Source organism: Candidatus Eisenbacteria bacterium (assembly GCA_018831195.1).
GTDB lineage: Bacteria > Eisenbacteria > RBG-16-71-46 > CAIMUX01 > JAHJDP01 > JAHJDP01.
Map to the genome: position 1 here is coordinate 61,556 of JAHJDP010000118.1, position 21,881 is coordinate 83,436.

Genomic DNA, 21,881 nt, shown 5'->3' on the forward strand with positions numbered 1-21,881 from the left:
CCCTCGTCTTGGCGGCACACGGCTATCATCCATCCTCGCAACACATTGGCCTGCTGGGTGGCGCGGCTGGATTTTGCATTCTGGGTGGATGTTTGCCGGCTATCCGTCGGCGGGGCTTATGGGCTTGTCATCCGACAGCAGATAATCTCTAGGGGACTCGCTTCCCCTTCCTCCCCGAAGGCGATATTGCCCAGATCGGTGCGTGACATCCCGGAGAGAACATACCCTTTGATCAAAAGGACCCGCTCGTCAGGAAGAAATTCGAGGCCGTCATATGCGGGGTCGCCGTCGCAGATAATTGATACCTGCTCCAAATATTCGCCCTGCGGATCAAACAGGTCATAGCTCAGCATGGCCCCATCGACAGGATTCTCTGCTCCGCGGCTGTTCAAGACCCAAAGGTTGCCGCCGGAATCCACATGAAGGTCGGATATGGCGGGAGGACAGGGTTCGATCTCCCGGGTTGCTTCATAGGGCGTGTTTTGATCGGATGCGTCAAACAGCGCGTTGACTCTGCGCAACTCGTCTTCGGTGCGTTTTCTGTTCTCGAAATCCCGTTCGATAATTCTCTCGAGCGTGCCATCTGGCTGATAAACATCGACCGCATATTTATTCCAGGATTGAACGCTATAAACGCGCCCATCTGGTCCAACAGCGTTTCCGAGAAAGAACCCAGGTTCGAGTTCCCGCTCGACAAAGTGCAGCTTCTCAAAGTTGAGAACCATTGTTGCTTCACAAAAACGGACCACTTCCGCGCCGATATTATTCAATCGGGAAAGATACATGACGCGACTCTGACCCGTATCCGTCTGCACTAACCGCTGTCCGGCGATCATCAAGGTCCCACCGCGGTAAATGCAGCGGCTGGCGGAAGTGAATCCCGTTTGCGGATCGGCGTCGCCACCAACCGTTAGAATCCCCCTCGGTTCCCCGCTGGAAGAGAGCTTTATAAATTTCGCCGGAAAGAGCTCGAGAATTCCAAGCGTTCCGTCGTCAAGAAACACCAGGTCTCTCGGGCGGCGGACTTCTCCGGGTCCATCTCCCTCGCCACTGATCGTGCGGAGGTATTCCCCCGACGGGGAAATGACCACCACGTGGCATAGTTGCGTATCTAAAATATAGACATTTCCATCCGAATCGGTCGTCGCCTCTGTCACAGTACCGAAAAGAATGTCGCCCTGGTCGCCGCCAACGCGCCAAATCTCCTCCAGCTCAACGCTTCGGGGCGGGCCGGCCGGCAATGTGTTATGGATTCGGGGGACTTCGGCGCGGGAGGCGGATCCGATGAACAGAATCACAAGAATCCATTGTATGCTTCTAAATGTGGATATACACGTGGCCATAGCCCCTTCTCCTTGGTCGCCGGTTTCCCCAACCGGATGCGGTTTCAGTTTTCAAATCCCGCTTTCCCGGGCCTGCGGGTTTCCAACTCGCCTGATGCTTCACGGGACCCAATTATCATACGGACCCCGGCGCCGCGCGGTTGCGCCACATCCCGAGGTGGATGGCCCGATGAAGAGAGGATCGTACCGGCCGGCATTGAACAGGAACGCCTCCTCATCCGTCTAACATAATAGAACGCAGATTGGGCCCCTCGGGCCGATCAGGTTAATCTCTAAAAACGGGGGTACGCCGTGAAACTATTTAAACTACAACAAGTTAAATCCCTGGCCTTGGTTCTCTCTCCATTTGTAATCGCCTTTTTGTTCCTGGGGGCCTTTTCGCCGGCCATGGCGGGGTCAAAAAAAATCGATCGCCAGATTCGGGTTTTTGAGAAGGCCATGGACGTCATGTTGGTCGATAGCCCGAATTGGCTTGTCCAGAATTCCGAGCCTACATATGGGAATTATATAGAGAATCATGGTGTCGTCTTTTCATTCCGCGCATCACTGGTTTCCCGCTGGTATGGGAATAAGAGTTTCTGGCGCTGGTTTGGTGATGATGAAGATGATGATGAAGGGTCTCGCTATCACGGCAAGGAGTTGAAGCGCCAGGCCCGCCGTTACGAGCGGGGCAAAGAAGAGATCGTTGAAACAATGATGGATCTTGGAGATATTTTCTCGAATCTTGATGAGAATAACGTTCTTGAAATCAAAGTTAAGCTCCGCAATGCCGAGTATTTCGAAGATAACGACATGAGAACCCTGAAAATGACGCTTCGGTTGGGTGATCTGCGGGCCTACACCAACGATAAACTGAGTGAAGAACAGCTCATCGAGAAAATCAAGATCGAGGAAGATTGACCGGATATATCTCTCTCCGCACGAAGACGGCCGGCGCCTCGCCCGGCCGTCTTCCCGTTTTGTTCATCTTTAAGATATCGTCCCATCTACGGATTATTCGTGGTTTCCTGGTTCTCTCTATGGGGCACACCCCGCTGGATTGCGGTCCTGCCGGAGAAACGCCGGGGCAAACAATGAAAAGTCAATGGCATTGACCGACCCATTATTGTTATAATCGGCGCAATCATTCTGCGTTGAAAGGAAGGCGCCCGCAAAGAATGCGAAATCAGCGACATTAACGATTCCATCCGCCTCCGTGTTGTTCCAGTCTGGGCTCCGTACATGATGATAATAGGCGATCGTCACGCCGTTGGCCCGAACAGTGACATCGCAGTCTTCGCATCCGCCGACCAGGGGATCCATAACAATGACGCCGTCGGGACCCGTAAGACCGGTTAGCCCCGGATCGGAACCCTCAATACATAGCTCGGGGCAGTCGTTAAAATCGATTTCGACAAAGGCTTGATCTATGGGGTTTTCCGCCATATCAAGCACCGTGATCGTCACGACATCGATGCCCGATTGGGTGCCTGGAGAAACAAGGGCTTGCTGGAAGGTATTCCAGGGCTCAACTGTACAATTAATGGGATCGGGTACCACGTCTGCCGGCACGCTACCAGATACCAAAATCAAGAGACTTAAAAAGATTGAAAGTCTCCCCATTGCAGATCTCATGACCTTTCTCCTTTTCGCCGGATAAACCGGGTGGACGCAGCCAGTTTTATCCTCTTTCTTGCCTTGCTCAATCCGCGCACCCGCCCTGTCGCACACGTCGCTAACCTGTTCGTTGAAAGTTTACGGGTTCAGCGGGATTTCGTCAATGGCTGCTGAGCCGACACCTTATGACAAGCGGGTGAACCCAGCGCGTTCGAAGAGGCATCCGCCAAAGAGGTGAAAGGGACAGAAAAATGACCCTTAAGGACACTGACAAATGAATAAAGAAAGCCCAAATATCTAAAATTAGACAGGCTGATTATCACCGCCACCCAGCAATCAGTTATCTATAACCTAGTCATTCAAAGGCATTAGACGGCCTAATGACGCAATATGACATAACCCCTTGAATTTTAATTGGTTACAGGGTATGATTGTAAGCGGTTGAGATAGACGGACGTATGACCGTAAGGTTTTGGCCGGGCAGAACCATCCATACCATGGTGGCTTGTTCCCACCTGCGTCGCATGATGGCACCACCTTCCACTTCCAGCCGGCTCCCCGTCGTCTTAATTCGCGGCGTACGAGACTCGCTCTAGCCGCGCTTTAATCTCGGGCCTCGCAAAGGAGATTCAAGAAATGAGCAACCATCGAGGAGGATCTTCTCCCCAGCCTTCATTCAGCCGGACTTTCGTAATCCTGGCCGCATTGAGTTTGCTGGTGTTTTCAGGCACTGCAAATGCGGGAACAATAACGCGTTCCTACGATTTTGAAGCTCCCATTGTACAATCAATGGATGGCTTTCACAGGATCAGCATGGAGGGCGCTCAAAATTTCGGCGCTCCCGGCGAGCCAATCTTGCCGATGGCCGGTGTTCAACTTCTGCTGCCTCCCGGCGAGGTGATCACAAAAATTGAGGTTATTCCCGGGGCGTGGGTCGCTCTCAGCGGTTCTTATACAATCGAGCCGGGGCAGCGGCAGTATCCCCTTGCCTTCACCGGTCCCTACCAAAGAGACCTTCCCAATAATGATATTTATTCTTCCAGCTCGAGTTTTCCAGAACGGCTTCACGATGCCCCATATGTTGGGCTCTACCGGGGATATCGGATCGCGACCTTTGCAATTCATCCGGTCAAATATATTCCCGCAGACGGATCCCTGTCATATATCCCGAGCTGCGAGGTCGTCATCACAACCGCGCCCGACGCCGACGCCTGGGCTGATACCGAGAGAATGATTCGCCACGATCCCGCTACACTGGCCCGGCTTCAAAGCCTTGTAGACAATCCCCTTGATGCCTCCGCATACGAATCCATTACCCGGTTTTTCTCCGGTGGACGGAATTTGGATCCGTCCTTGGCTTATAAATATATCATCATCACCACGGAATCGTGGGATGAATATCTTGACCCGCTTGTCAATTTTGAAACTCAGCGCGGGCATAAAGCCGGCGTCTTCTTAAAATCATGGATCCTCGGCAATTATAACACTGGTGTCGACGATCAGGACGATATCCGCGACTTTATCATCGACGCCTATGCCACATGGGATGTCGATTATGTCCTGCTCGTTGGTGACGCCAGAGAAACAGCCGGCATTCCGCACCGCGGCCTCTATGCCGTTGGTTACGGCACACCGGATACCGATATCCCCGCGGATATGTACTATAGCTGTCTCGACGGAACCTGGAACAACGACGGTGACGGGTATTGGGGCGAAAGCGGCGAGGATGACCTGTATCCCGAGCTCGGCATCGGACGCGCTTGCGTGGATTCCCAGACCGAAATTGAAAACTTCATCACAAAGGTCATCCGGTACCAAGCCGAGCCGGTTGTCGCCGAATGCGATGAGGCGCTCATGGTCGGCGAACTGCTTTGGGATGATCCGACATGGGGCGGGGACTATAAAGACGAGATCAAGAACGGTGCCAGCACCCACGGCTATACAACAGTAGGATTCCCTCCCAGCATCAATGTCGGTACGTTATACGATAAAAACGGCACCTGGAGCAGCAGCCAGCTGATTACTCTAATGGAATCAGGGATGAATATTGTCAATCATCTTGGGCACTGCAATGTTCAGTACGCTCTCAAAATGACGAATACGGACATTCCTTCTTTTGATAATGATGGTGTCAATCATTCGTATAACTTTGTGTACAGCCAGGGCTGTTACTGCGGGGCTTTTGATAACCGGGATCCGGACGGTTATTATATCGGTGACTGCTATGCAGAGCAGTTCCAAACGGATGATGACGGCGCTGCGGCTATTATCATGAATTCCCGTTATGGCTGGGGGCAGCATTCCAGCACTGATGGCTCTTCCCAGTATTTCGACCGGCAGTTTTTTGATGCCATTTTCGGTGAGCAAATCTATCCTCTGGCGGATGCGAATGACGATTCAAAAATGGACAATGTCTGGTCTATCAATTACGGCGCGAATCGGTGGTGTTGCTATGAGCTGAATGTCTTCGGCGACCCCGCCATGCATCTCTGGACGGCCGAACCGGGGCAGCTCGACGCGTCATATACCCCCGTTGTATACATCGGCCAAGGGGATATGGATGTTACGGTGACGGCGCTCGGCGGCGGCGCAATATCAGGCGCCCGTGTTACCATCTACACCGCCGATTATTCTGTTTATGACACGGGGGTCACCAACACCTTTGGGACGGTTACGCTTCACCCCAATGCTGAAGCGCCGGCGGATCTTTATGTAAAAGCCACGGCTCATAACCGTCTCGACTTTAACGGAACGGCAAGCATTATTCCTCCGGCGGGACCTTATTTGGTCTTTGCCGGCAATTCGATAGAGGATGCAGGCGGAGACGATGACGGCGCAATGGATGCAGGTGAAACCGTTGGGCTGAACGTCCTTCTGGAAAACGTCGGTATTGACCCAACAACCGGCGTGACCGCTGAATTAACATCCGTCGACACAAATATCCAGATCCTCACACCCACTCAAGCTTACCCCGACATTCCTGTGGGTGGATCTGAAATGTGCAATAGTCCCTATCTCATTACGATCGCCGGCAATGCCGAGGATGGCCACATCGTCCCCTTTGCCCTTGCCGCAACGTCAAACGAAGGGCAGTGGGATGCCGCCTTCAATTTGAGCATTCAGGCGCCGGTTCTTTGCGCGTCGAACTATCTGCTGACGGATGCGGCTCCGAACGGCAATGAAGATGGCGGAATCGATCCTGGTGAGACCGTCGCTTTGATGTTCAGCGTCCTGAATACGGGACATTCCGCCGCCGCCGGGTTGACGGGCCTGCTTTCCTGCGGCAGCGCGGATGTCGTTATTCACGATGCCGCCGGCGAGTGCGATGAAGTCCCCATTAATGGCGCCGGTCTATTCGATACCTATGAGGTGGAATTTCTTGGATCGTGTCCTTCTCCGGGAGTGCTCGTATTCCTGCTCCAGATAACCAATGCCTACGGACTCGACACAACAATCGAGTTTGATTTGGATGTCGGCCCCTGGTTCGATGATGCCGAAACGGATCGAGGTTGGACCATGGGCGCGGCCGGTGACAATGCAACGTCCGGATATTGGACCCGCGTCGACCCCATCGGCACCGTATATGAAACCAGCATTGTCCAACCCGAGGACGATCACACACCCTCAGGGACAATGTGCTTTGTAACGGCCAATGGTTCTGTCGGCGGCGCTGCCGGTGAAGCCGATGTGGATGGCGGTATTACAACCCTGCTCACACCCGTCTTCGACCTTAGCGGTGCGACATCGGCGACACTTTCCTACTGGAGATGGTATACCAACGATCTCGGAAACAATCCGGGTGAGGATTACTGGACTGTGGATATTACCGCCGATGGGGATACCTGGGTCCATTTGGAGTACACGCAAGAGAGCGCCAACACCTGGACCCAGTTCACATTTAACCTCGGTGACTATGTCGATTTCACCAGCCAGACGCAGATCCGCTTTATCGCCGCCGATGCGTCGCCCGGTTCACTGGTCGAGGCGGCCGTGGACGACTTTTCGCTGGATATCGTTCGCGGGGATGTCTCCGGGGCGCCGGCTGTAGCCGATCATCTTGAATTTGGAATTGTCTCCTGCAGCCCAAACCCCTTCAATCCGCAGACATCGATCGCCTTCCGGCTTGAACAGAAGTCGCCCGTAAGGCTGAGCATTTTCGACGTCTCGGGTCGCAGGGTCCGGTCGCTGGTGCATGGCCCGGTTGCCGCGGGGAATCATATGGTTGTCTTCGATGGAACCGATTCGAGGGGTCATGCGGTCTCGTCAGGAATTTACTTCTTGAAACTTGAGACTCCCAACATCGTTCAAGTGAAGAGATTGACACTGATCAGGTAATGATTCTCAAATCCAACCCAAAGAAACGCGTCCGGGACTCTGATTCCGGACGCGTTTTTTAATAGTTAACGAATCGTTTTGTTGGTCATTTGGTCGCATCGATTGATCCTTGAATCTCCTTTCCTCTGATGTATCCTATTCATAAAGGAGGTCCATGTGATACAAAGCGCGCAGGGCACTTTGGCCGTTCTTGTCGGCATTGTTGCATTCTTCTTTTTTCTGGAAAAGCGATTTCGTTGGAGAATCTTTCAGTTCCTGCCCCCCTTGATTTGGATTTATACAATTCCTGTCGTATTGAGCAACACCAACATTATCTCAAAGTCCGGGCCCATTTATGGCGGCCTCAAGGCAAACGCCCTGCCCATATTTATAACCCTCATGTTGTTGGATGTTGATTTTGTCGCCGTGGTGCGTGTCATCGGACGAGGCATTCTTGTCATGCTGATGGGTACGATCGGCGTCGTCATCGGCGCTCCGATCGCTTACTCCCTATTCCGCAATCAACTCGGCCCGGAGGGTTGGAAGGGTTTCGGCGCACTTGCTGGCAGCTGGATCGGCGGGACGGGAAATATGGCCGCGGTCGCCGGGGCCATCGGGACACCACCCGCTGAAATGGGCCTGGCCGTTCTTGCTGACAATCTCGTTTATATTGTATGGCTTCCCCTGCTCCTGACCAGCCGCGCGTGGGCCGGCGCTTTTCAGCGCTTTTCTAAAGCGGATCCGGATCGCGTCGCGAAAATGGAGGCCGCTGTTTCGAAAATGGCGGCAAAGAGCAAGGAGGTCGAGATGCACCATATCGTTTATCTCGTTCTTCTGGGGCTCACCGTCGCTGCTGTTTCGTCCTTCATCTCACCCCGGCTACCTGAGTTGGGCAGCGTGTTGAATTCCGGATCGTGGAAAGTCGTCATCTTCACAACGCTCGGGATTCTACTTTCTCTCACGCCGGCCCGGCGAATTCCGGGAAGCCAGCCGCTGGCGATGGCCATTGTCTATGTCTTTGTCGCATCGATGGGCGCACAGGCGGATCTGGCCGGCCTCGCCCGCGCTCATTGGTTTGTTGCGGCCGCCTTTGTGTGGATCACAATCCACGGGCTATTTTGCCTCCTTGGCGCTCTTCTTTTCCGAGTCGACATCCATACCGCTGCGATTGCCTCAGCGGCAAATATCGGCGGCGCGGCATCGGCCCCTATCGTCGCCTCCTATCACCGGGAGACTCTTATTCCTGTCGCCGTGCTTATGGCGCTGGTCGGCTACGCCCTCGGCAACTACTTGGGGCTGGTAACGGCTCAGTTGTGTTCCTGGGTTGCAGGATAGAGGAATGTAAGCGTTAATGGCAAGGTTGCCCGGGCAGTATTTGATCTGCCCTCGAAACCTTCCGCCGGGATAAGAGTTTATTGAACTTGTGGCGACGGCCCTGCTGGCAGATATTGGGTTTTCTCCTCTCATATGCTAGCATTTGAGCTTCCTGGGTTGTCTCCAACCGACGCATAACTTTTAGGAGTCCCGGCTCATGCAGCCCATTATAGGCGGATTGGATTTCACTCAAGGTTCGCTGACAAAGAAGCTGCTCATGATGGGCTGGCCGGTAACGCTTTCGTTTCTTCTGCAAACCATGCACAATCTTGCCGACGCTTTCTGGCTTGGAAAACTCGGGAAGACCGCTCTGGTGGCTCCGACCATTACAATGAATATCTTCTTTATCGCCCTTTCCCTGGCGATGGGGCTTGGCATGGGGGGCAGTACACTCGTCGCGCAGTACAAGGGCGCCGGCAGGCTGGCCGAGATGCGGCGCGCCGGAGGGCAGTCCCTGGTTCTTCTTGTTATCGCGGGCATTCTACTTTCTGTCCTTATATTTTCGATCGCCGCGCCTATTCTAAGACTCCTTCAAACACCTTCTGATGCCTTCCAGCAAACATTGGATTATATGCGCTTGATACTCGTGGGCATTCCTTTTATGTTTATCTATTTTGTCTATCAAGGAATCTCAGCCGGTATCGGCGATACGATCAGCCCCCTTCGCGTCAATGCGACGACTGTTTTGCTCAATGTCGTTCTGGATCCATTTCTCATCTTTGGTATCGGGCCATTCCCACAGATGGGCGTTGTCGGAGCCGCCTTGGCTACTTGTCTCGCCCAAGCCGTTGCCGCCGGCCTCTGTCTTCACAGGCTTTTCCGCGGGCGACAGGGTTTTCACCTCCGTCGCAGCGATCTTCGTTGGAATCGAACCATGACCGGCCGTATTCTCAAGATCGGCGTCCCCGTCTCGCTGGGACAGGTCGGAAGCGCGCTCGGCTTCACCCTGCTGCTCGGCATTGTCAATACGTTTGGTTCCGCCGTGACCGCCGCCTTTGGAATCGGTCATAGAATCATCCATGTCGCTTTGGCGCCCGCCATCGGCCTATCTCAATCCTGTGCAACCTCTGTTGGACAGAACCTCGGCGCCAACCAGGTCCGGCGCGCCACCCGCTCTGTTTATACAAGCGCTCTTATGCTCGGTGTTGTTCTTCTGCCGGCCACCTCGCTGACATTTTTCTTCGGTGACTTTATCTCGCGGTTGTTTGTTTCGGACCCGGAAGTTGTTCAATACGGCCGCGACCTGTTCCGTATCACCTCGTTTTCTGTCTTTGTCTTTGGATTTATTACGATTCTGATGGGGGCTTTTCGCGGCGCCGGCCATACTGTCCCGTTTATGATTCTGAATATGGGCCGCCTTTGGCTCGTAAGAGTTCCCGGCGCCTATCTCCTTGCGAAAGTACTTCAGTTGGGGCCCCTCGGTCTCTGGTGGGCCATGTTTTTGTCTAACATGCTGACCGCCATCGCCGGAACAATTTGGTTTTCTTTGGGCACATGGAAAAAAGCGGTTATTGATAGCAGGCCCGCGGACGATCTCTCAGAAAACCCACTTGATGATGACACCAAAAGTGAGGTGGATGCGCGCGGATAAAAAAGAGGAAAAATGAAAAAACCCCACACCCCTCATGACACCATCGTCACCAAGGAATCATACCGCCGACATCCGCGAGAACACGAGCAACCGCTGTTCGGCCCCGGGACACACCCGGCCGGTGCTTGGACTGGAAAGAGACGGGCGCTTGTTTAGCCTAACTAACGGCTATTCATCATCGTCGAAGCCATGTCCGCGGCTTCTCATCCGATTTCGCGACCTCTCTTTTTCGCGGCGCTCCCTTTTCCAAGACGCCTTTTGACGAGCCCGGAACCTCTCCAGTGCTTCCTCTTCATCCTCGTCTTCATCTTCTAGGAGATCGTCCAGGTCGTCCTCGTCACGCCAATCCTCTGGCTGAGGATCGCGTTCTGTCTTCATCTCTTCACCCATTTGTATCTCTGTACTTGTCTCAGGTTAATCCCGCAATTTTCAATCTGGATGCACTAACGGCACCTCGCCATAATTATCGGATGTTTTGGGGATTCTTGACAAGACTTTGTCTATAAAATTTCTTTAAGAATCTGCCCCCTCTCTTCTATGCGGCGGCGGACACCCCCCGCCCATAGAGGAAAAGACGCATTTGCCATTCCCATATGTGTATTCTATTATAAGTATTTTTAATATTGGATCGGGAATCAGAGCCTGCTAACCGAAGGTTTTATAGGGGGTCTCCGGCTGAATATCAGCGGGTGTTCATCGCCTTCTATTACAGAGATAGGCAAGAAAAGGCGCCCCAAAAATCGCCGTCAGCGCGCCGATCGGAAGCTCGGTCGGCGCCCAGAGTGTCCTTGCGGCGAGATCCGCCGTGAGAAGCAATATCGCCCCAAAAATGAAAGAGAGCGGCAAGACGCGGCGATGATCTGATCCGACAACAAAGCGCGCGACATGCGGCATCATGAGACCGAGGAACCCGATGATTCCGGCGACAGCAACAGCCGATGTCGCAAGGAGCGTTGCACAAATCAGAACTATATTCCTGGAGCGCTTCACGGAAACCCCGAGAGAATGGGCAATTTCATCCCCCCACGCCAGCGCATTTAAATCCCGCGCCAGCAAGAAGGCCGGTATCGACCCGGCGAGGAAAAATGGCAGCACCCAGCTCACATGCAGCCACCGCGCCGATGACAGGGATCCGAGCAACCAGAAAAGAATCGATTGCAGAGATTCTTGGCTGGTTATCATCATAAGGCTTGCGGCCGCTGACAAGACCGACCCGACGGCTATCCCGGTCAATAGTAAACTCTCGACACGGGCGGCGCCCGTTCGATTGTTTAACAAGCCCACAAGCATGACCACAGCCAATCCGCCGACAAAGGCGCAAAGGGGAACCGCTGAGATTCCGGCAAATGAAATGTTCAACCCAAAAACAATCGCCGCGACGGCGCCGAATGCGGCGCCCGAAGAAACACCGACAACAAAGGGGCCGGCCAAGGCGTTGCGGAAATAGGCTTGCATCAATGCTCCGGCCAGCGACAATGCCCCGCCGACAAGGATCGCCAAAATTATTCTTGGGAGGCGGATATCCCAAATGATCGAAATCTCAGGACCGCTGGGTGTCCCATTCGAAAGGGGTCGCAGGAGCGGCACCTTCCACAATATGACACGGAGAGCGCCGTCAAGCCCCAGCGAGGTGCTGCCGACCCCGAGAGAGAGGGTCGCCAGAAGAAGAAGGAGAGCGCAGGCGGTTAGAAAACCGGCGTTAAACCGCCGCCGATTGAGTTTTTCATCCTGACTCTGCGCTTCGCTCATTTGTGATCTCTTCAGAACCATTGCCGTGTTCTACCCGGATTAATCTTTTGCCTCACCTGCTAATGCCCGCCGTTCGGATTCGTTTTGTCGCGCGAAAATTCAGCTGGATGAAAACATCGTGCGGCATTCTCGGCCGCGAGAACAATCCGCGGACCGGGTCTCATCAGAACATTCTCTTCAATCAAACAGACTTGCTGTATCATCCCCAGCTCCGTATCTTTCCAGCCCGGGCTCTCGGCGAGCAGGTGCATGATCCGCCGGCGCTCGGCATCTTTCTGTCCCGCGGGATAGACTCCGAGAAGGATCTGCGGGTTTTGGGCGATGACGCTTTCTAATGTATAAATACACCATGGTGTCGGCGCATCATCGGCAATATTCGCACCCCCGGCGATTCGAATAATATCGTCTATGGTTGATCCAGGACCCGCCGTCCAGAGAGGCGGCTCGATCGACCCATAATAGACCCGAGGTTTTTTTTCTTGAGGCAGGGCGCCGAATCGTTTTTCGAGAACCGCCAGCCGTGCCTTGAGATCCGCGGCAAGAGCGTCCGCCTCGCCGGCCCGTCCGGCGGCATAGCCCACTCTTTTCATGGCCTCAACAAGATCCTGAAGGGGTCCATTGGGATCCATCGCATAAAGCGGGATATTGAGCTGGCGCAGGGATTCAATAAAGGTTCTTGGATTGCCTCGCGTGACAAAAACCAAATCCGGCTCAGCGCTCAGAATCGCCTCGAGGCTGGGGTCGACGATGCCGCCCACATTATATATTGTCAGCGCCTCCGGGGGTTCGTCACAAAATCTCGTTACCCCGACAATCTTCTGATCTCCTGGGAGGGGGCCCAAGGACGAGCCGCTGCGGGAACTCGAGCCGGCCGTCTCGCCGCTCACGCCCAAGGCAAAGAGCAGCTCCGTGATATTTGGAGACAGGCTGACGATTCGTTGCGGCCGCGTTTCCCACCTTAGGGTGTCGCCGAGATCGTCGACGAATGTTTTTATTTTGCCCGTGGCTGCCTGCCCGGCCTCGTCCGGGTTCTCCCCGGCACGCGCGGTGTTAATCGTGTTTGGCCATAGAATGGCAAGCATCAGCAGGAACAAGCATTGAACGGCCGCTCTAGCGATCATCCGCCTCATCCGCCTTATACTTTTCAATCCTGGGCGCAATCCATGATCCGAACAGGTGTCCTTCCGGCGATTGTTCAACCCGCATCCTCAATCCAAAAACCGTCTCAATAAGATCCTCGCTCATGAGCGCCGCGGGAGTTCCTTGAGCCGCTGTCCGCCCTCCCTTTAACACCAGCAGTCCATGGCAGTAGGCCGATTGAAGGTTGATTTGATGATCGGCCAAGATGATTCCCAATCCCTCGTTCTCCGCCAGGCGGCGTAGGCGCTCATATGTCTCTTGTTGATAGCGGATATCCAGATTCGAAACCGGCTCATCCAAGAGCAATAATGGAGCGCCCTGGGCCAGCGCCCGGGCCAGTAAGACCCGCTGCCGCTCACCTCCCGACAAGGTCTCGATCTCTCTATGTTCGAGAGACTCCAGCGAACAGTACTCGATGGCCCAATTGATCTTTTCGTTATCTTCCCCGCGTACCCGCCCAAGAGTGCCGAGGTGGGGATATCGTCCCAGGGCGACAACGTCGCGGACGGTGGCCTGAAATGGAGTCTGCGCGGCCTGAGGAACATAGGCCATTGTCCGCCCCCTCTCGCGGGCGGAATAATCCTTCAGGCTTCTGCCATTGATCTGAATTGTCCCCGCCTCGGCCGGAAGGAGCCCCGCTATTACCTTTAGCAGGGTACTCTTACCCGATCCATTCGGCCCCAGGAGACCCAAAATTTGCCCGCTGAAGACGGACAAGGAGGGCACACGAAGCTGAAATCCGCCAGGATAGCCCGTCTCAAGCCCGCTCAGGTCCAATAATGGGTATCTGTCATCATTTAAATACACTATGGCGACCTATTTCTCCAAGACCCTCGCCGCACAATGGATATATTATGATGTGATTCAACGAGTTACAATGACTTCACTTGCACCGCGCCCCGTTTCTGTGGTACAATGTATACAGAAGATGACACCTATAAGAGTACATCACCGCGGGGGTAACAGGGTGACAAGAGATTCAAACTTCCCCGGGCCCAAATTGATTCCCGTGCCGTCCTCGAATCACCGACCCGGCATCCCGCGCCCTCGGAGGCTTTTCAGAGATCGGCGGCGCCATCCGACTCCTATTCTCTCCCGCTTCACCTTTCGCGGCCGCCGGCGTGGCGCCCGCCGGGATGGAGAGGTTGTCGGGCTCTATATTGATCGCCTGTCACCGGGGATCGTTTGGCCGCTCCTTCTCATCTTTGTCTTTCATTGCATCGATGCGGTTTTAACACTGGCTCACATACAGAGAGGTGGGGTCGAGTTGAATCCCTTTATGGCCTTGCTCATCGATGCAGCGCCCGCCGCCTTCATTTCCGTTAAGCTCGGCCTTTCAACTTTTGGGTTACTCTTTCTCGGCCTGCATCAGAATTTCCCCCACGTCCGAAAGGGGATCGCTGCGCTTTTTGCGATCTTCCTCTGCGTCGTTCTATATCATATCTTCTTGCTGATACAGATTGCTGTCTCGTAAGTTTCCTTTTCCGCCCGCCCTTATTGTCCCTCGCCGGTGAATTTCACCTTAGGCGCTTCTTTCGCATCCTCGGTCGTTTCAAACAGCGTCGCCCGCTCAAAGCCAAACATTCCAGCAATGATGTTCGCCGGAAAGGTTCTTATCTTGATGTTTAAATCTCTTGCCGTTTCATTATATCTTCTGCGCGCCGTTGCAATTCTATTCTCCGTTCCGGCAAGTTCGTCTTGAAGCCGGATGAAGTTCTCATTGGCCTTCAAGTCGGGATACCGCTCTACGACGACCATCAACCGGGCCAAGGCTCCGGATAATTCTTGGTTGGCGTTTATCTTTTCCTCGACCGTTCCGGCGCCGGCCACCTTGCTCCGCGCCTCGGTCACCTTAACAAATACATCCTGCTCATGCTGCGCGTACCCTTTGACTGTTTCCACGAGGTTGGGAATCAAATCATAGCGGCGCTGGAACTGGTTCTCCACCTCGCTCCAGGCTGTTTTTGACGTTTCGTCCAACCCCACCAGTCCGTTGTATGTTGTTTTCACCCAGCCGCCGACAGAAAGACCCAAGACAATGAGTATTCCCAATATGACAAGCCCGATGATGGCTCCCCGTCCCATAGTATTCCTCCTGCGTTAAACGCTGCTCGTTCGCGCCGCTCTACCGGTCTCTTGCGGCACCGGCTAAGACAAGGCCTTTTCGTTTCTCAATCCGCCTTGGTCAACCCATGTTGCCAATCTCTCGATTTCATTAATATATCGCGACATCGCTTTGTGCATTGTTTCCGTTTGCGGCCGCCCCTGCTCTTTCTTTATCCTCCACAACTCCCGGAATAGGCCGGTATCAAGATTAAAAGTCTCATTCCCGGACTTCAACAAATCCTCCCCCCAGACCTTCCAGTCCCGACCCCTTAGATATAACAATCCTTGGAATATCGCCGTCATCGCAGGAAGGCTTTGGGAAACGAGGCCTCGCATAACATGCCGGGATCCCGCGCTGTCAACATAGGCTTCGCGCAATAAAAGAAGCTTGGACTTCAATTCCCGTTCACATTGAAGCCGCACATATTCGGATTGGAATTCAAGATCCGCCAGCGGATCCTCACCATACAAAAGGCGGTATGCCGCCATGATCGAAAGAAATTCTAATGGATAGGAATCCAGACTCCTGCGAATCACCTCACGGCGCATAAAAAGCGGTGTTGCTATGCGGATCCGCCGCCAACGCCGCGTTAGAGGCTGTACTTTGCGGAGTGTTTCGGGTTTCACGTCGTCTGACACGATGAGAAAGTTCAAGTCGGACCGGCTGGGACTGAAATCCGAACGGGCGGCGCTTCCATACAGCACCACCGATTCCAAACGGTCTCCCCATATTCCCTTCACGTCGTCTAGAAAGACCATGCAATTCGTGTTTGGATCCTTGCTGCGCATAAACATGTCGCATCCTCCGAATGCCGGTTTCAGCCTATTGCGCTCCTCGTTCCCTGGCATGTGTCCGATAGGCCGCCCATCCGTCAGTAACGCCCTCCGGCGCCGCCGCCACCAGACATCCCCCCTCCAAATCCGCCGAAGCCGCCGCCAAACCCCCCGAAACCTCCAGAGCCCCCCCGGCCTCGTCCGCCACCCCCCGCCATCCCCATGAGCAGAATCATCCCTAACATTGGATTTTTCCTGAAGATAGCCATATAAATAATGATAAATATAACAAGGGGCAGCCAGCCGCCCCGCTTGGATTTGCCGGGGCGTTGGGTGGATATCGGCTCGCCAGTGAGGGTTTTAATGTCGATGCCCTGTTCTTTGGCCACGATTTGGGCCATCGATGCCATCATGCCGAGATAGGCCTGGAATCGCTCCTCTGGAGATATTTGCCGCCGATCCCTGAAAGGCCTCGTGAAATAGTCATCCCGAAGCTGGCCGACGAGGCCATCGGGCAGAATCCCCTCCAGCCCATACCCCACCTCGACCCGCATTGACCGGTCGTTGATCGCATCCAAAAGGAGCGCCCCCCGGTTGTCAGTCCGGCCGATCTTCCAGGTTTCAAAAAGACGGACCGCAACATCATCGCGATTCTCTCCTTCGAGGCTTGGGATGATGACCAGGGCGAATTGGGCGCCGGTTTTCTGATCGAGTTGGCTCAGAAAACTTTCGAGGGTCTGCTTATCTTGCGTCCGCAGGACCCCGGCAAAGTCATTGACATACCCCGTCGGGCTCGGGATGGAGAGCCCCCCCAGATGGAATGCCTGCGCGTGGGCCGCGCCAAAGCCAACGCCGGCGGACAGGAACATCCCCACGACAAAGACTGTCGCAAGGCGGGCACCGAAATTTCGCTTATTAGTCCCCATGGCGTTCCATTCTACCGAACCTCTCCAGGCCATCCAAGTGATACGGCCTCATTCATGGGTCATATCGATAACGGCATCTTACACCCGTGTCCGGCCCCGGGACCCGCGGTGCTCATCTTGCCCATGTGCTCATCTTGCCCATTAGATCGAGTTGCGTCATTCTCTTATTGTGTCAGCCATAACATTAACATCCCTGGTCCAAACTCTTCGGGCTCGATTGGCGGCGCCGTTACCAGGAGCCGCCGGCCAAGCGTTGATGGCTCCTCGGCCTCGGCCGGGGTGGGCGGTGGATTGGGGGGAATCGCCTCATACAAGGACGGCGGCGACACTTGCCCTGTTCTATGAAAAGGAAAAGCGACTTCGTCTTCTCCTTACCATGCGAACGGAAACACTCGACTCCCACAGGGGGCAAATATCCCTTCCTGGAGGAGGCGTTGAGCCGGGGGAAACATTTTAACAGGCCGCCCTTCGAGAGGGGCAGGAAGAGGTCGCCATTGATCCCGCCTGCGTGTCGATTTTGGGACGGTTAACCCCCCTGCATGTCCCCGTCAGCGGCTTCTTGGTTCATCCCATCGTCGCCTTTTGCGAAAGGCCGCCTGAGCTCAAACTCAATCCCACCGAGGTCGACTGTATCTGTGAGGCGCCGCTGGATCACCTGCTTGAATCGTCATCCGTCGTGTGGCGATTAGAGCGCCGCAAAGGGTTGGAGCTTTTCATTCCCTATCTCACTTTCGAGGGATGGATGATCTGGGGCGCCACCGCAATGATGCTCTCGGAGCTCTTTACGATTTTGGGATGGCCGGGACCACCGAATCCGCCGCCTATTGAAAAACTCCTGCTGTACAGCGACACTGATGCCTTGCCGGAGGATAGGGGAACCGATTGAACGCCATTGACGATCTACCCAAACTCATCTTGGTCCTCGTTGTCGGCTTCGTCGCGGGGTTCATGAACTCATTGGCGGGGGGTGGATCGCTTCTGACCCTGCCGCTGCTCATTTTTCTCGGCATTCCCGCTCCGGTCGCCAACGGCACCAACCGCGTCGCCCTCCTCTTCCAAAACATTGTCGCCGTTTGGAAATATGCCAAGGGGGGCGTCCGTCATTTTCGCGCGGGCCTCTTGCTGGCGATTCCTGCCTTGGTCGCAGCCTCTGTTGGGGCGTCGATTGCAGTTGGTATCAGCGACGAAGTATTAAGACGGATTATCGGTGTCGTGCTGATTGTCGTGGGCTCTTTTGTTCTCCTCAGTCCTGATCGTTGGATCAAGGGATCAAAAAAGGCGCCCGGAAGAAAACCCTGGCTCCTTGGAATCGCCTTCATCCTCGTTGGTTTTTACGGCGGATTTATACAAGCCGGCATCGGGTTCTTTATTTTGGCGACGCTCGTGGTCTGGGGTGGATACGATCTGGTGCACGCCAACGCGATCAAGGTTCTCGTCATTTTGGTCTATACCGTTCCCGCCCTGATCATCTTCGCAAGAAATGGACAGGTTGACTGGGTGACGGGGCTCATCTTATCAGTCGGCAATATGTCCGGCGCGTGGCTCGGCACTCATTTAGGTTTGAGCAAGGGCGCGGGATGGATCCGGTCGGTTCTGCTCGTTGCCATCCTCATCGCCGCCGCTCGCCTGATTTTTGCGCCGTAAGCGCCGGCTCGTCATCGGCCTGTACATCGTTGCCGGTAACACCTTGTTTTTAAATCTGATACAAGTCCAGTTCGAAACCGTGCGCGATGCCCAGAATGTGATCGCCATGCGTCACTCGACTCTATTTGTGGTAAGGATTTTCTCCGATTTCGTGATCCGTCGTGTCATGAATAGCGCCTGCGGCGGGGACTGACTCGCGTATCCCCTTTTCAATCCCATTCTTCAGTGTCAGGCGGGCCATGGCGCACCCCTGACACCCCCCGCCCAGTTTTATAAAAATTTCATTCCCTTTAACATCAATCAGTTCCACGCTGCCACCATGCGCGGCCAGGGTAGGGTTAATTTCGCCCTCAAACAACTCCATCACCTTATGGCGGATCTCTTCTTCGGGCGGCATTCCCTCCAGAACGGTGGAGGAAACGAGCGTCTCATCTGATTGAACGGCCTCGCGGATTTTACCGCCAACCTGCATGGCCACCGGATACCAGTCGGATGTTCCTTCGGTTGTAATCGTGATCTTGTCATGGGCCACGAGGACCGCTTTGATCCCCTCGACCTCAAAGATTTTCTCGACCAAGGGGGAGCCCTGGGCCTTTGTATGATCGCTGAAGTAGAAAGAATGGTTCTCGAAAACCGGTTCTGTCGTCGTGAAGACACACGTCTCTTGGTCCAGCGGCTGGGCCATGATCTTATTCTCCTGCTTCATGGGTTTCCTCCTGTTGGATCTATGCGCCCCCCATTCGTTCCCCCGGTCAAAATAGGGCCAGGCGACGCGCCCACATCACTCTCTGTGGCCCTCCGCAAAGCGCCGGAGGAATTGATCCATGACATGCGACCAAGCAATGTTGAAGTAGTTCCACACGGCATCCCATTTCTCGCCCGTGTCAAAACCATAATGTGCGAGATTGACTCGGATGCGTCCATCTTGAAGCTGGCGGAAATTGAGAATGACCCGCGTGCGCCGCTCGCGGATCTCCGGATACTCTGGTGGGGCGTTCCAGCTGAAGGACAACATTTCCTTTGGAAGGAAACTCAACACCTGGCACCCTTCAGAGCCCCGAAGTCCTCCACGTTCCTCAGAATCGAAATAGATTTCGTAGGCTCCGCCAATCTTCATTTCGATCCTGGCATCGAATGCAAAAAAACTCTTCACCCCCTCAACTGTGGTCCACGCCCTCCAAACCTCATCGAGCGTCGCCTGCACATGAACTTCGTATCTGATGAGACGATCTGTCGGATTTTCAACATGCTGCGGCGGCGAGTCCTTCTGATGAAGTGAGGTATAGAAGGGGTGCAACTCTCCCTCAAAAACACCGGCCAATATCGCCGGATCCTGTCTCAAAATCCCGGCGGCGTCTTCGGGCGTAGCGGCATTGAATATGATGATCCCGTCGGGTCGGTCGAGATAGGGGCCGGCCAGCACCAGGATTCCAGAGTTAAATCGCTCCTTCCAGTATTCGTAATGCTCTGCGACCGTTGCCTTTTCGTCATTCGAGGCATCTTTCAGAAAGGTCGGACGAGTGGCCCTGAGGAGGATAACATATTCCTTCGTTTCCATGATGAGGGCCTCCTAGATTGGCCTCGGAAGATAAAGCAGATGGCGCCCTGGTTGCTGTAGCAGATGCCGAGATCGCCATTGTATACAGCCGCATGGCCATCGCGCGACTTTTGGTTCGCGCGCTCCATTCCCAGCCCTTGCCGATATAAGCTATTGTATAGGAAGAATGATCTCGGTTTTCAAGCCTTCCGGATCTGGTATTCCGCTTGGGTCGGACCAGTATACCTCCCAAGGGGCCTCTGCGGGTGACTGCCCTTCGCTCTTCAACCATTGCTCCAGCGCGGTGTAGGCATCGCGCAACCGATTGACGGAGCCGACATGCCACGTGACGGCAACTTTTCCGCCGGGTAGTTCCCCGAGATTAATTCGCCCTTCTTCTTTCACCGGGGATTCCACCGGAAAGCCCGCCTCAAGACCAACGCGATCTCGATCAAATTCCCGATACCATGTGAAGGGCGGACCCGCGGGATTTACACCTTGCTTCTGAAGGTACCTCCACACCTCCGGCAGAATTTCTTGCAGGGTTGGACCGATTTCTTCGGGTCGCGTTATCGCTCTGATGCTGACGACTTTCTGCGGTGCATGATTCTGGATTTCTATTTCGTAGGACATACTGCCTCCGTCGCTGTAGTCTTCCTCGTGTGGTCGGCATACCCGTTCACTGTCGAGAGACCCGACAATAACAATACTTTATCAATCAGACAACTCGATTCTCGATTTTTATATTAAAATTGTTCGTCTCGCTTCGAGTGTCTAGAATGCAACATGGTGTCACCAGATCGTTGCAGACCACAGGGCGCTTGCATTGGTTTGCTGCAGAGTGATGTTGGGTGTTACCAAGTCATCACCGGATTGCCCCCGGGGTGGCGGTGGGTTATCGTCGGAACATTGACTGGTTGTTAGTAAGTTAACCTTGGTTATCATCATTGGTCACCATCAGATGATGGCGCCATCGGAGCAATCATGCGTCCGGAAACAGCACTCCCTGGCGAATTATCGAGAGAAATAAGGGGCCTTCAATCCGTCGGCGCGATTACCGGAGCGGGCGTCTCCAAGGAATCGGGAATTCCCACGTACAGGGGTAAAGGCGGCCTCTACGACGACCCGGAAAAAGGGGATCAAACAGTCGATGCGCTCACCGCGACAACTTTGGCTGTTGATCCTGATCGTACATGGCGCGTCATCGCCGAACTCGCCCGTCAATCTCTTACGGCCAAGCCAAACGCCGCACACCATGCTCTAGTCAAAATAGAAAAGAATGTGACCCGGTTCATCCTGTTGACACAGAATGTAGACGGCCTTCACCAACTTGCGGGAACACGTAACATCATCGATATCCATGGCAACACTTTTGACACCGTCTGTCTCGGATGCGATACACGTGGCCATCTTGACCGCTCAACATTGACTTCAATAACCCGTACGCCCGTGTGCAATTCCTGCGGTGGTCATCTCAGGCCGGATGTCGTTCTGTTCGGCGAGATCCTTCCCCGGGACAAGGTGGAACAGATGCGGCAGAACTTCTATATCAACCCTCCGGATCTCCTTGTTATCGCGGGGACTTCTGCGCTCTTTCCATATATCCTCGAGCCGATTTTCATCGCTCGCGCAGCCGGCAAAATCACAGTAGAGATTAACCCCGAGCCGACGAAGTTGTCGGACCAGGTGGATTACTCTCTGCGAGGACCAGCCGGAGTCTACTTGCCGGCCCTGGCCGAGGCGTTGTTGAAATAGCACGGGATATCAACGCCTTCGGGGGTATGGCC

21 protein-coding genes are annotated in these 21,881 nt (G+C 54.4%); 9 read left to right on the top strand and 12 right to left on the bottom strand.

The features are described 5' to 3' along the window. Window positions 1–116: 116 nt before the first annotated feature. Window positions 117–1,343 carry a hypothetical protein gene (locus KJ970_20430; GenBank protein MBU2693292.1) on the bottom strand — a complete coding sequence of 409 codons (1,227 nt, stop codon included), beginning with the start codon at window positions 1,341–1,343 and terminating at the stop codon, window positions 117–119. Between the two features lie 291 nt (window positions 1,344–1,634). Here KJ970_20430 and KJ970_20435 point away from each other — a divergent pair, with 291 nt between their 5' ends. Further along, window positions 1,635–2,243, top strand: coding sequence for a hypothetical protein (locus KJ970_20435; GenBank protein ID MBU2693293.1), 609 nt, complete (start codon window positions 1,635–1,637; stop codon window positions 2,241–2,243). Between the two features lie 117 nt (window positions 2,244–2,360). Here the strand turns inward: KJ970_20435 and KJ970_20440 are convergent, their stop codons facing one another. Then, window positions 2,361–2,894 carry a hypothetical protein gene (locus KJ970_20440; GenBank protein ID MBU2693294.1) on the bottom strand — a complete coding sequence of 178 codons (534 nt, stop codon included), beginning with the start codon at window positions 2,892–2,894 and terminating at the stop codon, window positions 2,361–2,363. Between the two features lie 681 nt (window positions 2,895–3,575). Here KJ970_20440 and KJ970_20445 point away from each other — a divergent pair. The 3 genes from KJ970_20445 to KJ970_20455 all read left to right on the top strand — a co-directional run bounded on the left by KJ970_20445 (window position 3,576) and on the right by KJ970_20455 (window position 10,218). Further along, the gene (locus KJ970_20445) at window positions 3,576–7,274 is read left to right on the top strand and encodes a T9SS type A sorting domain-containing protein (GenBank protein ID MBU2693295.1); all 3,699 of its coding nucleotides are present in this window, start codon (window positions 3,576–3,578) and stop codon (window positions 7,272–7,274) included. 156 nt (window positions 7,275–7,430) lie between these two features. Then, on the top strand, window positions 7,431–8,588 hold the full coding sequence (locus tag KJ970_20450; protein MBU2693296.1) for a DUF819 family protein: 1,158 nt from the start codon (window positions 7,431–7,433) through the stop codon (window positions 8,586–8,588). 196 nt (window positions 8,589–8,784) lie between these two features. Further along, complete coding sequence (locus KJ970_20455) at window positions 8,785–10,218, top strand: MATE family efflux transporter (protein MBU2693297.1); 1,434 nt, start codon at window positions 8,785–8,787, stop codon at window positions 10,216–10,218. A gap of 168 nt (window positions 10,219–10,386) precedes the next feature. On the opposite strand, the gene KJ970_20460 is transcribed toward KJ970_20455, so the two are convergent. The 4 genes from KJ970_20460 to KJ970_20475 form a co-directional block, all read right to left on the bottom strand. Further along, complete coding sequence (locus tag KJ970_20460) at window positions 10,387–10,596, bottom strand: hypothetical protein (GenBank protein ID MBU2693298.1); 210 nt, start codon at window positions 10,594–10,596, stop codon at window positions 10,387–10,389. A 315-nt stretch (window positions 10,597–10,911) separates the two neighbouring features. Further along, window positions 10,912–11,967: an iron ABC transporter permease gene (locus KJ970_20465; protein ID MBU2693299.1), complete on the bottom strand. Its 1,056-nt coding sequence runs from the start codon at window positions 11,965–11,967 to the stop codon at window positions 10,912–10,914. A 59-nt stretch (window positions 11,968–12,026) separates the two neighbouring features. Then, window positions 12,027–13,088 (bottom strand): ABC transporter substrate-binding protein, encoded by a 1,062-nt coding sequence (locus KJ970_20470; GenBank protein ID MBU2693300.1) that lies wholly within the window; start codon window positions 13,086–13,088, stop codon window positions 12,027–12,029. After that, a complete protein-coding gene (locus tag KJ970_20475; protein MBU2693301.1) occupies window positions 13,078–13,833 on the bottom strand; it encodes an ABC transporter ATP-binding protein in 756 nt (251 codons plus the stop codon). The genes KJ970_20470 and KJ970_20475 overlap by 11 nt, the downstream gene beginning before the upstream one ends. Before the next feature lie 283 nt (window positions 13,834–14,116). On the opposite strand from KJ970_20475, the gene KJ970_20480 reads away from it, so the two are divergent. Continuing rightward, entirely contained in the window at window positions 14,117–14,581 is a 465-nt protein-coding gene (locus KJ970_20480; GenBank protein MBU2693302.1) for a hypothetical protein, read from the top strand. Window positions 14,582–14,601: 20 nt separating this feature from the next. On the opposite strand, the gene KJ970_20485 is transcribed toward KJ970_20480, so the two are convergent. The 3 genes from KJ970_20485 to KJ970_20495 form a co-directional block, all read right to left on the bottom strand. Next, window positions 14,602–15,192, bottom strand: a complete 591-nt coding sequence (locus tag KJ970_20485) for a LemA family protein (protein ID MBU2693303.1) — start codon at window positions 15,190–15,192, stop codon at window positions 14,602–14,604. A gap of 63 nt (window positions 15,193–15,255) precedes the next feature. After that, window positions 15,256–16,008, bottom strand: coding sequence for a nucleotidyltransferase domain-containing protein (locus KJ970_20490; protein ID MBU2693304.1), 753 nt, complete (start codon window positions 16,006–16,008; stop codon window positions 15,256–15,258). A gap of 77 nt (window positions 16,009–16,085) precedes the next feature. Further along, complete coding sequence (locus tag KJ970_20495; protein MBU2693305.1) at window positions 16,086–16,946, bottom strand: TPM domain-containing protein; 861 nt, start codon at window positions 16,944–16,946, stop codon at window positions 16,086–16,088. 118 nt (window positions 16,947–17,064) lie between these two features. On the opposite strand from KJ970_20495, the gene KJ970_20500 reads away from it, so the two are divergent. Genes KJ970_20500 through KJ970_20510 form a run of 3 tightly spaced genes read left to right on the top strand, consistent with a single transcriptional unit; the run spans window position 17,065 to window position 18,557 of the window. Continuing rightward, window positions 17,065–17,370, top strand: coding sequence for an NUDIX domain-containing protein (locus KJ970_20500; GenBank protein ID MBU2693306.1), 306 nt, complete (start codon window positions 17,065–17,067; stop codon window positions 17,368–17,370). Window positions 17,371–17,430: 60 nt separating this feature from the next. Continuing rightward, on the top strand, window positions 17,431–17,799 hold the full coding sequence (locus tag KJ970_20505; GenBank protein MBU2693307.1) for a hypothetical protein: 369 nt from the start codon (window positions 17,431–17,433) through the stop codon (window positions 17,797–17,799). Continuing rightward, the gene (locus KJ970_20510; GenBank protein ID MBU2693308.1) at window positions 17,796–18,557 is read left to right on the top strand and encodes a sulfite exporter TauE/SafE family protein; all 762 of its coding nucleotides are present in this window, start codon (window positions 17,796–17,798) and stop codon (window positions 18,555–18,557) included. The genes KJ970_20505 and KJ970_20510 overlap by 4 nt, the downstream gene beginning before the upstream one ends. Window positions 18,558–18,678: 121 nt before the next feature. On the opposite strand, the gene KJ970_20515 is transcribed toward KJ970_20510, so the two are convergent. From KJ970_20515 to KJ970_20525, 3 genes are all read right to left on the bottom strand, one after another. Further along, window positions 18,679–19,263 carry a NifU family protein gene (locus KJ970_20515; protein MBU2693309.1) on the bottom strand — a complete coding sequence of 195 codons (585 nt, stop codon included), beginning with the start codon at window positions 19,261–19,263 and terminating at the stop codon, window positions 18,679–18,681. Window positions 19,264–19,338: 75 nt separating this feature from the next. Further along, window positions 19,339–20,115, bottom strand: a complete 777-nt coding sequence (locus KJ970_20520; protein ID MBU2693310.1) for an SRPBCC domain-containing protein — start codon at window positions 20,113–20,115, stop codon at window positions 19,339–19,341. Window positions 20,116–20,265: 150 nt separating this feature from the next. Next, window positions 20,266–20,727 carry a GyrI-like domain-containing protein gene (locus KJ970_20525; protein MBU2693311.1) on the bottom strand — a complete coding sequence of 154 codons (462 nt, stop codon included), beginning with the start codon at window positions 20,725–20,727 and terminating at the stop codon, window positions 20,266–20,268. A gap of 351 nt (window positions 20,728–21,078) precedes the next feature. On the opposite strand from KJ970_20525, the gene KJ970_20530 reads away from it, so the two are divergent. Next, window positions 21,079–21,849: an NAD-dependent protein deacylase gene (locus KJ970_20530; protein ID MBU2693312.1), complete on the top strand. Its 771-nt coding sequence runs from the start codon at window positions 21,079–21,081 to the stop codon at window positions 21,847–21,849. The last annotated feature ends 32 nt before the right edge of the window (window positions 21,850–21,881 follow it).

Coding starts and splice junctions, on each gene's coding strand:
- KJ970_20430 (MBU2693292.1), bottom strand. CDS start 1,343: ATGGCCACGTGTATATCCACATTTAGAAGCATACAATGGATTCTTGTG.
- KJ970_20445 (MBU2693295.1), top strand. CDS start 3,576: ATGAGCAACCATCGAGGAGGATCTTCTCCCCAGCCTTCATTCAGCCGG.
- KJ970_20455 (MBU2693297.1), top strand. CDS start 8,785: ATGCAGCCCATTATAGGCGGATTGGATTTCACTCAAGGTTCGCTGACA.
- KJ970_20460 (MBU2693298.1), bottom strand. CDS start 10,596: ATGAAGACAGAACGCGATCCTCAGCCAGAGGATTGGCGTGACGAGGAC.
- KJ970_20465 (MBU2693299.1), bottom strand. CDS start 11,967: ATGAGCGAAGCGCAGAGTCAGGATGAAAAACTCAATCGGCGGCGGTTT.
- KJ970_20470 (MBU2693300.1), bottom strand. CDS start 13,088: ATGATCGCTAGAGCGGCCGTTCAATGCTTGTTCCTGCTGATGCTTGCC.
- KJ970_20485 (MBU2693303.1), bottom strand. CDS start 15,192: ATGGGACGGGGAGCCATCATCGGGCTTGTCATATTGGGAATACTCATT.
- KJ970_20490 (MBU2693304.1), bottom strand. CDS start 16,008: ATGTTTATGCGCAGCAAGGATCCAAACACGAATTGCATGGTCTTTCTA.
- KJ970_20495 (MBU2693305.1), bottom strand. CDS start 16,946: ATGGCCTGGAGAGGTTCGGTAGAATGGAACGCCATGGGGACTAATAAG.
- KJ970_20515 (MBU2693309.1), bottom strand. CDS start 19,263: ATGAAGCAGGAGAATAAGATCATGGCCCAGCCGCTGGACCAAGAGACG.
- KJ970_20520 (MBU2693310.1), bottom strand. CDS start 20,115: ATGGAAACGAAGGAATATGTTATCCTCCTCAGGGCCACTCGTCCGACC.
- KJ970_20525 (MBU2693311.1), bottom strand. CDS start 20,727: ATGTCCTACGAAATAGAAATCCAGAATCATGCACCGCAGAAAGTCGTC.
- KJ970_20530 (MBU2693312.1), top strand. CDS start 21,079: ATGCGTCCGGAAACAGCACTCCCTGGCGAATTATCGAGAGAAATAAGG.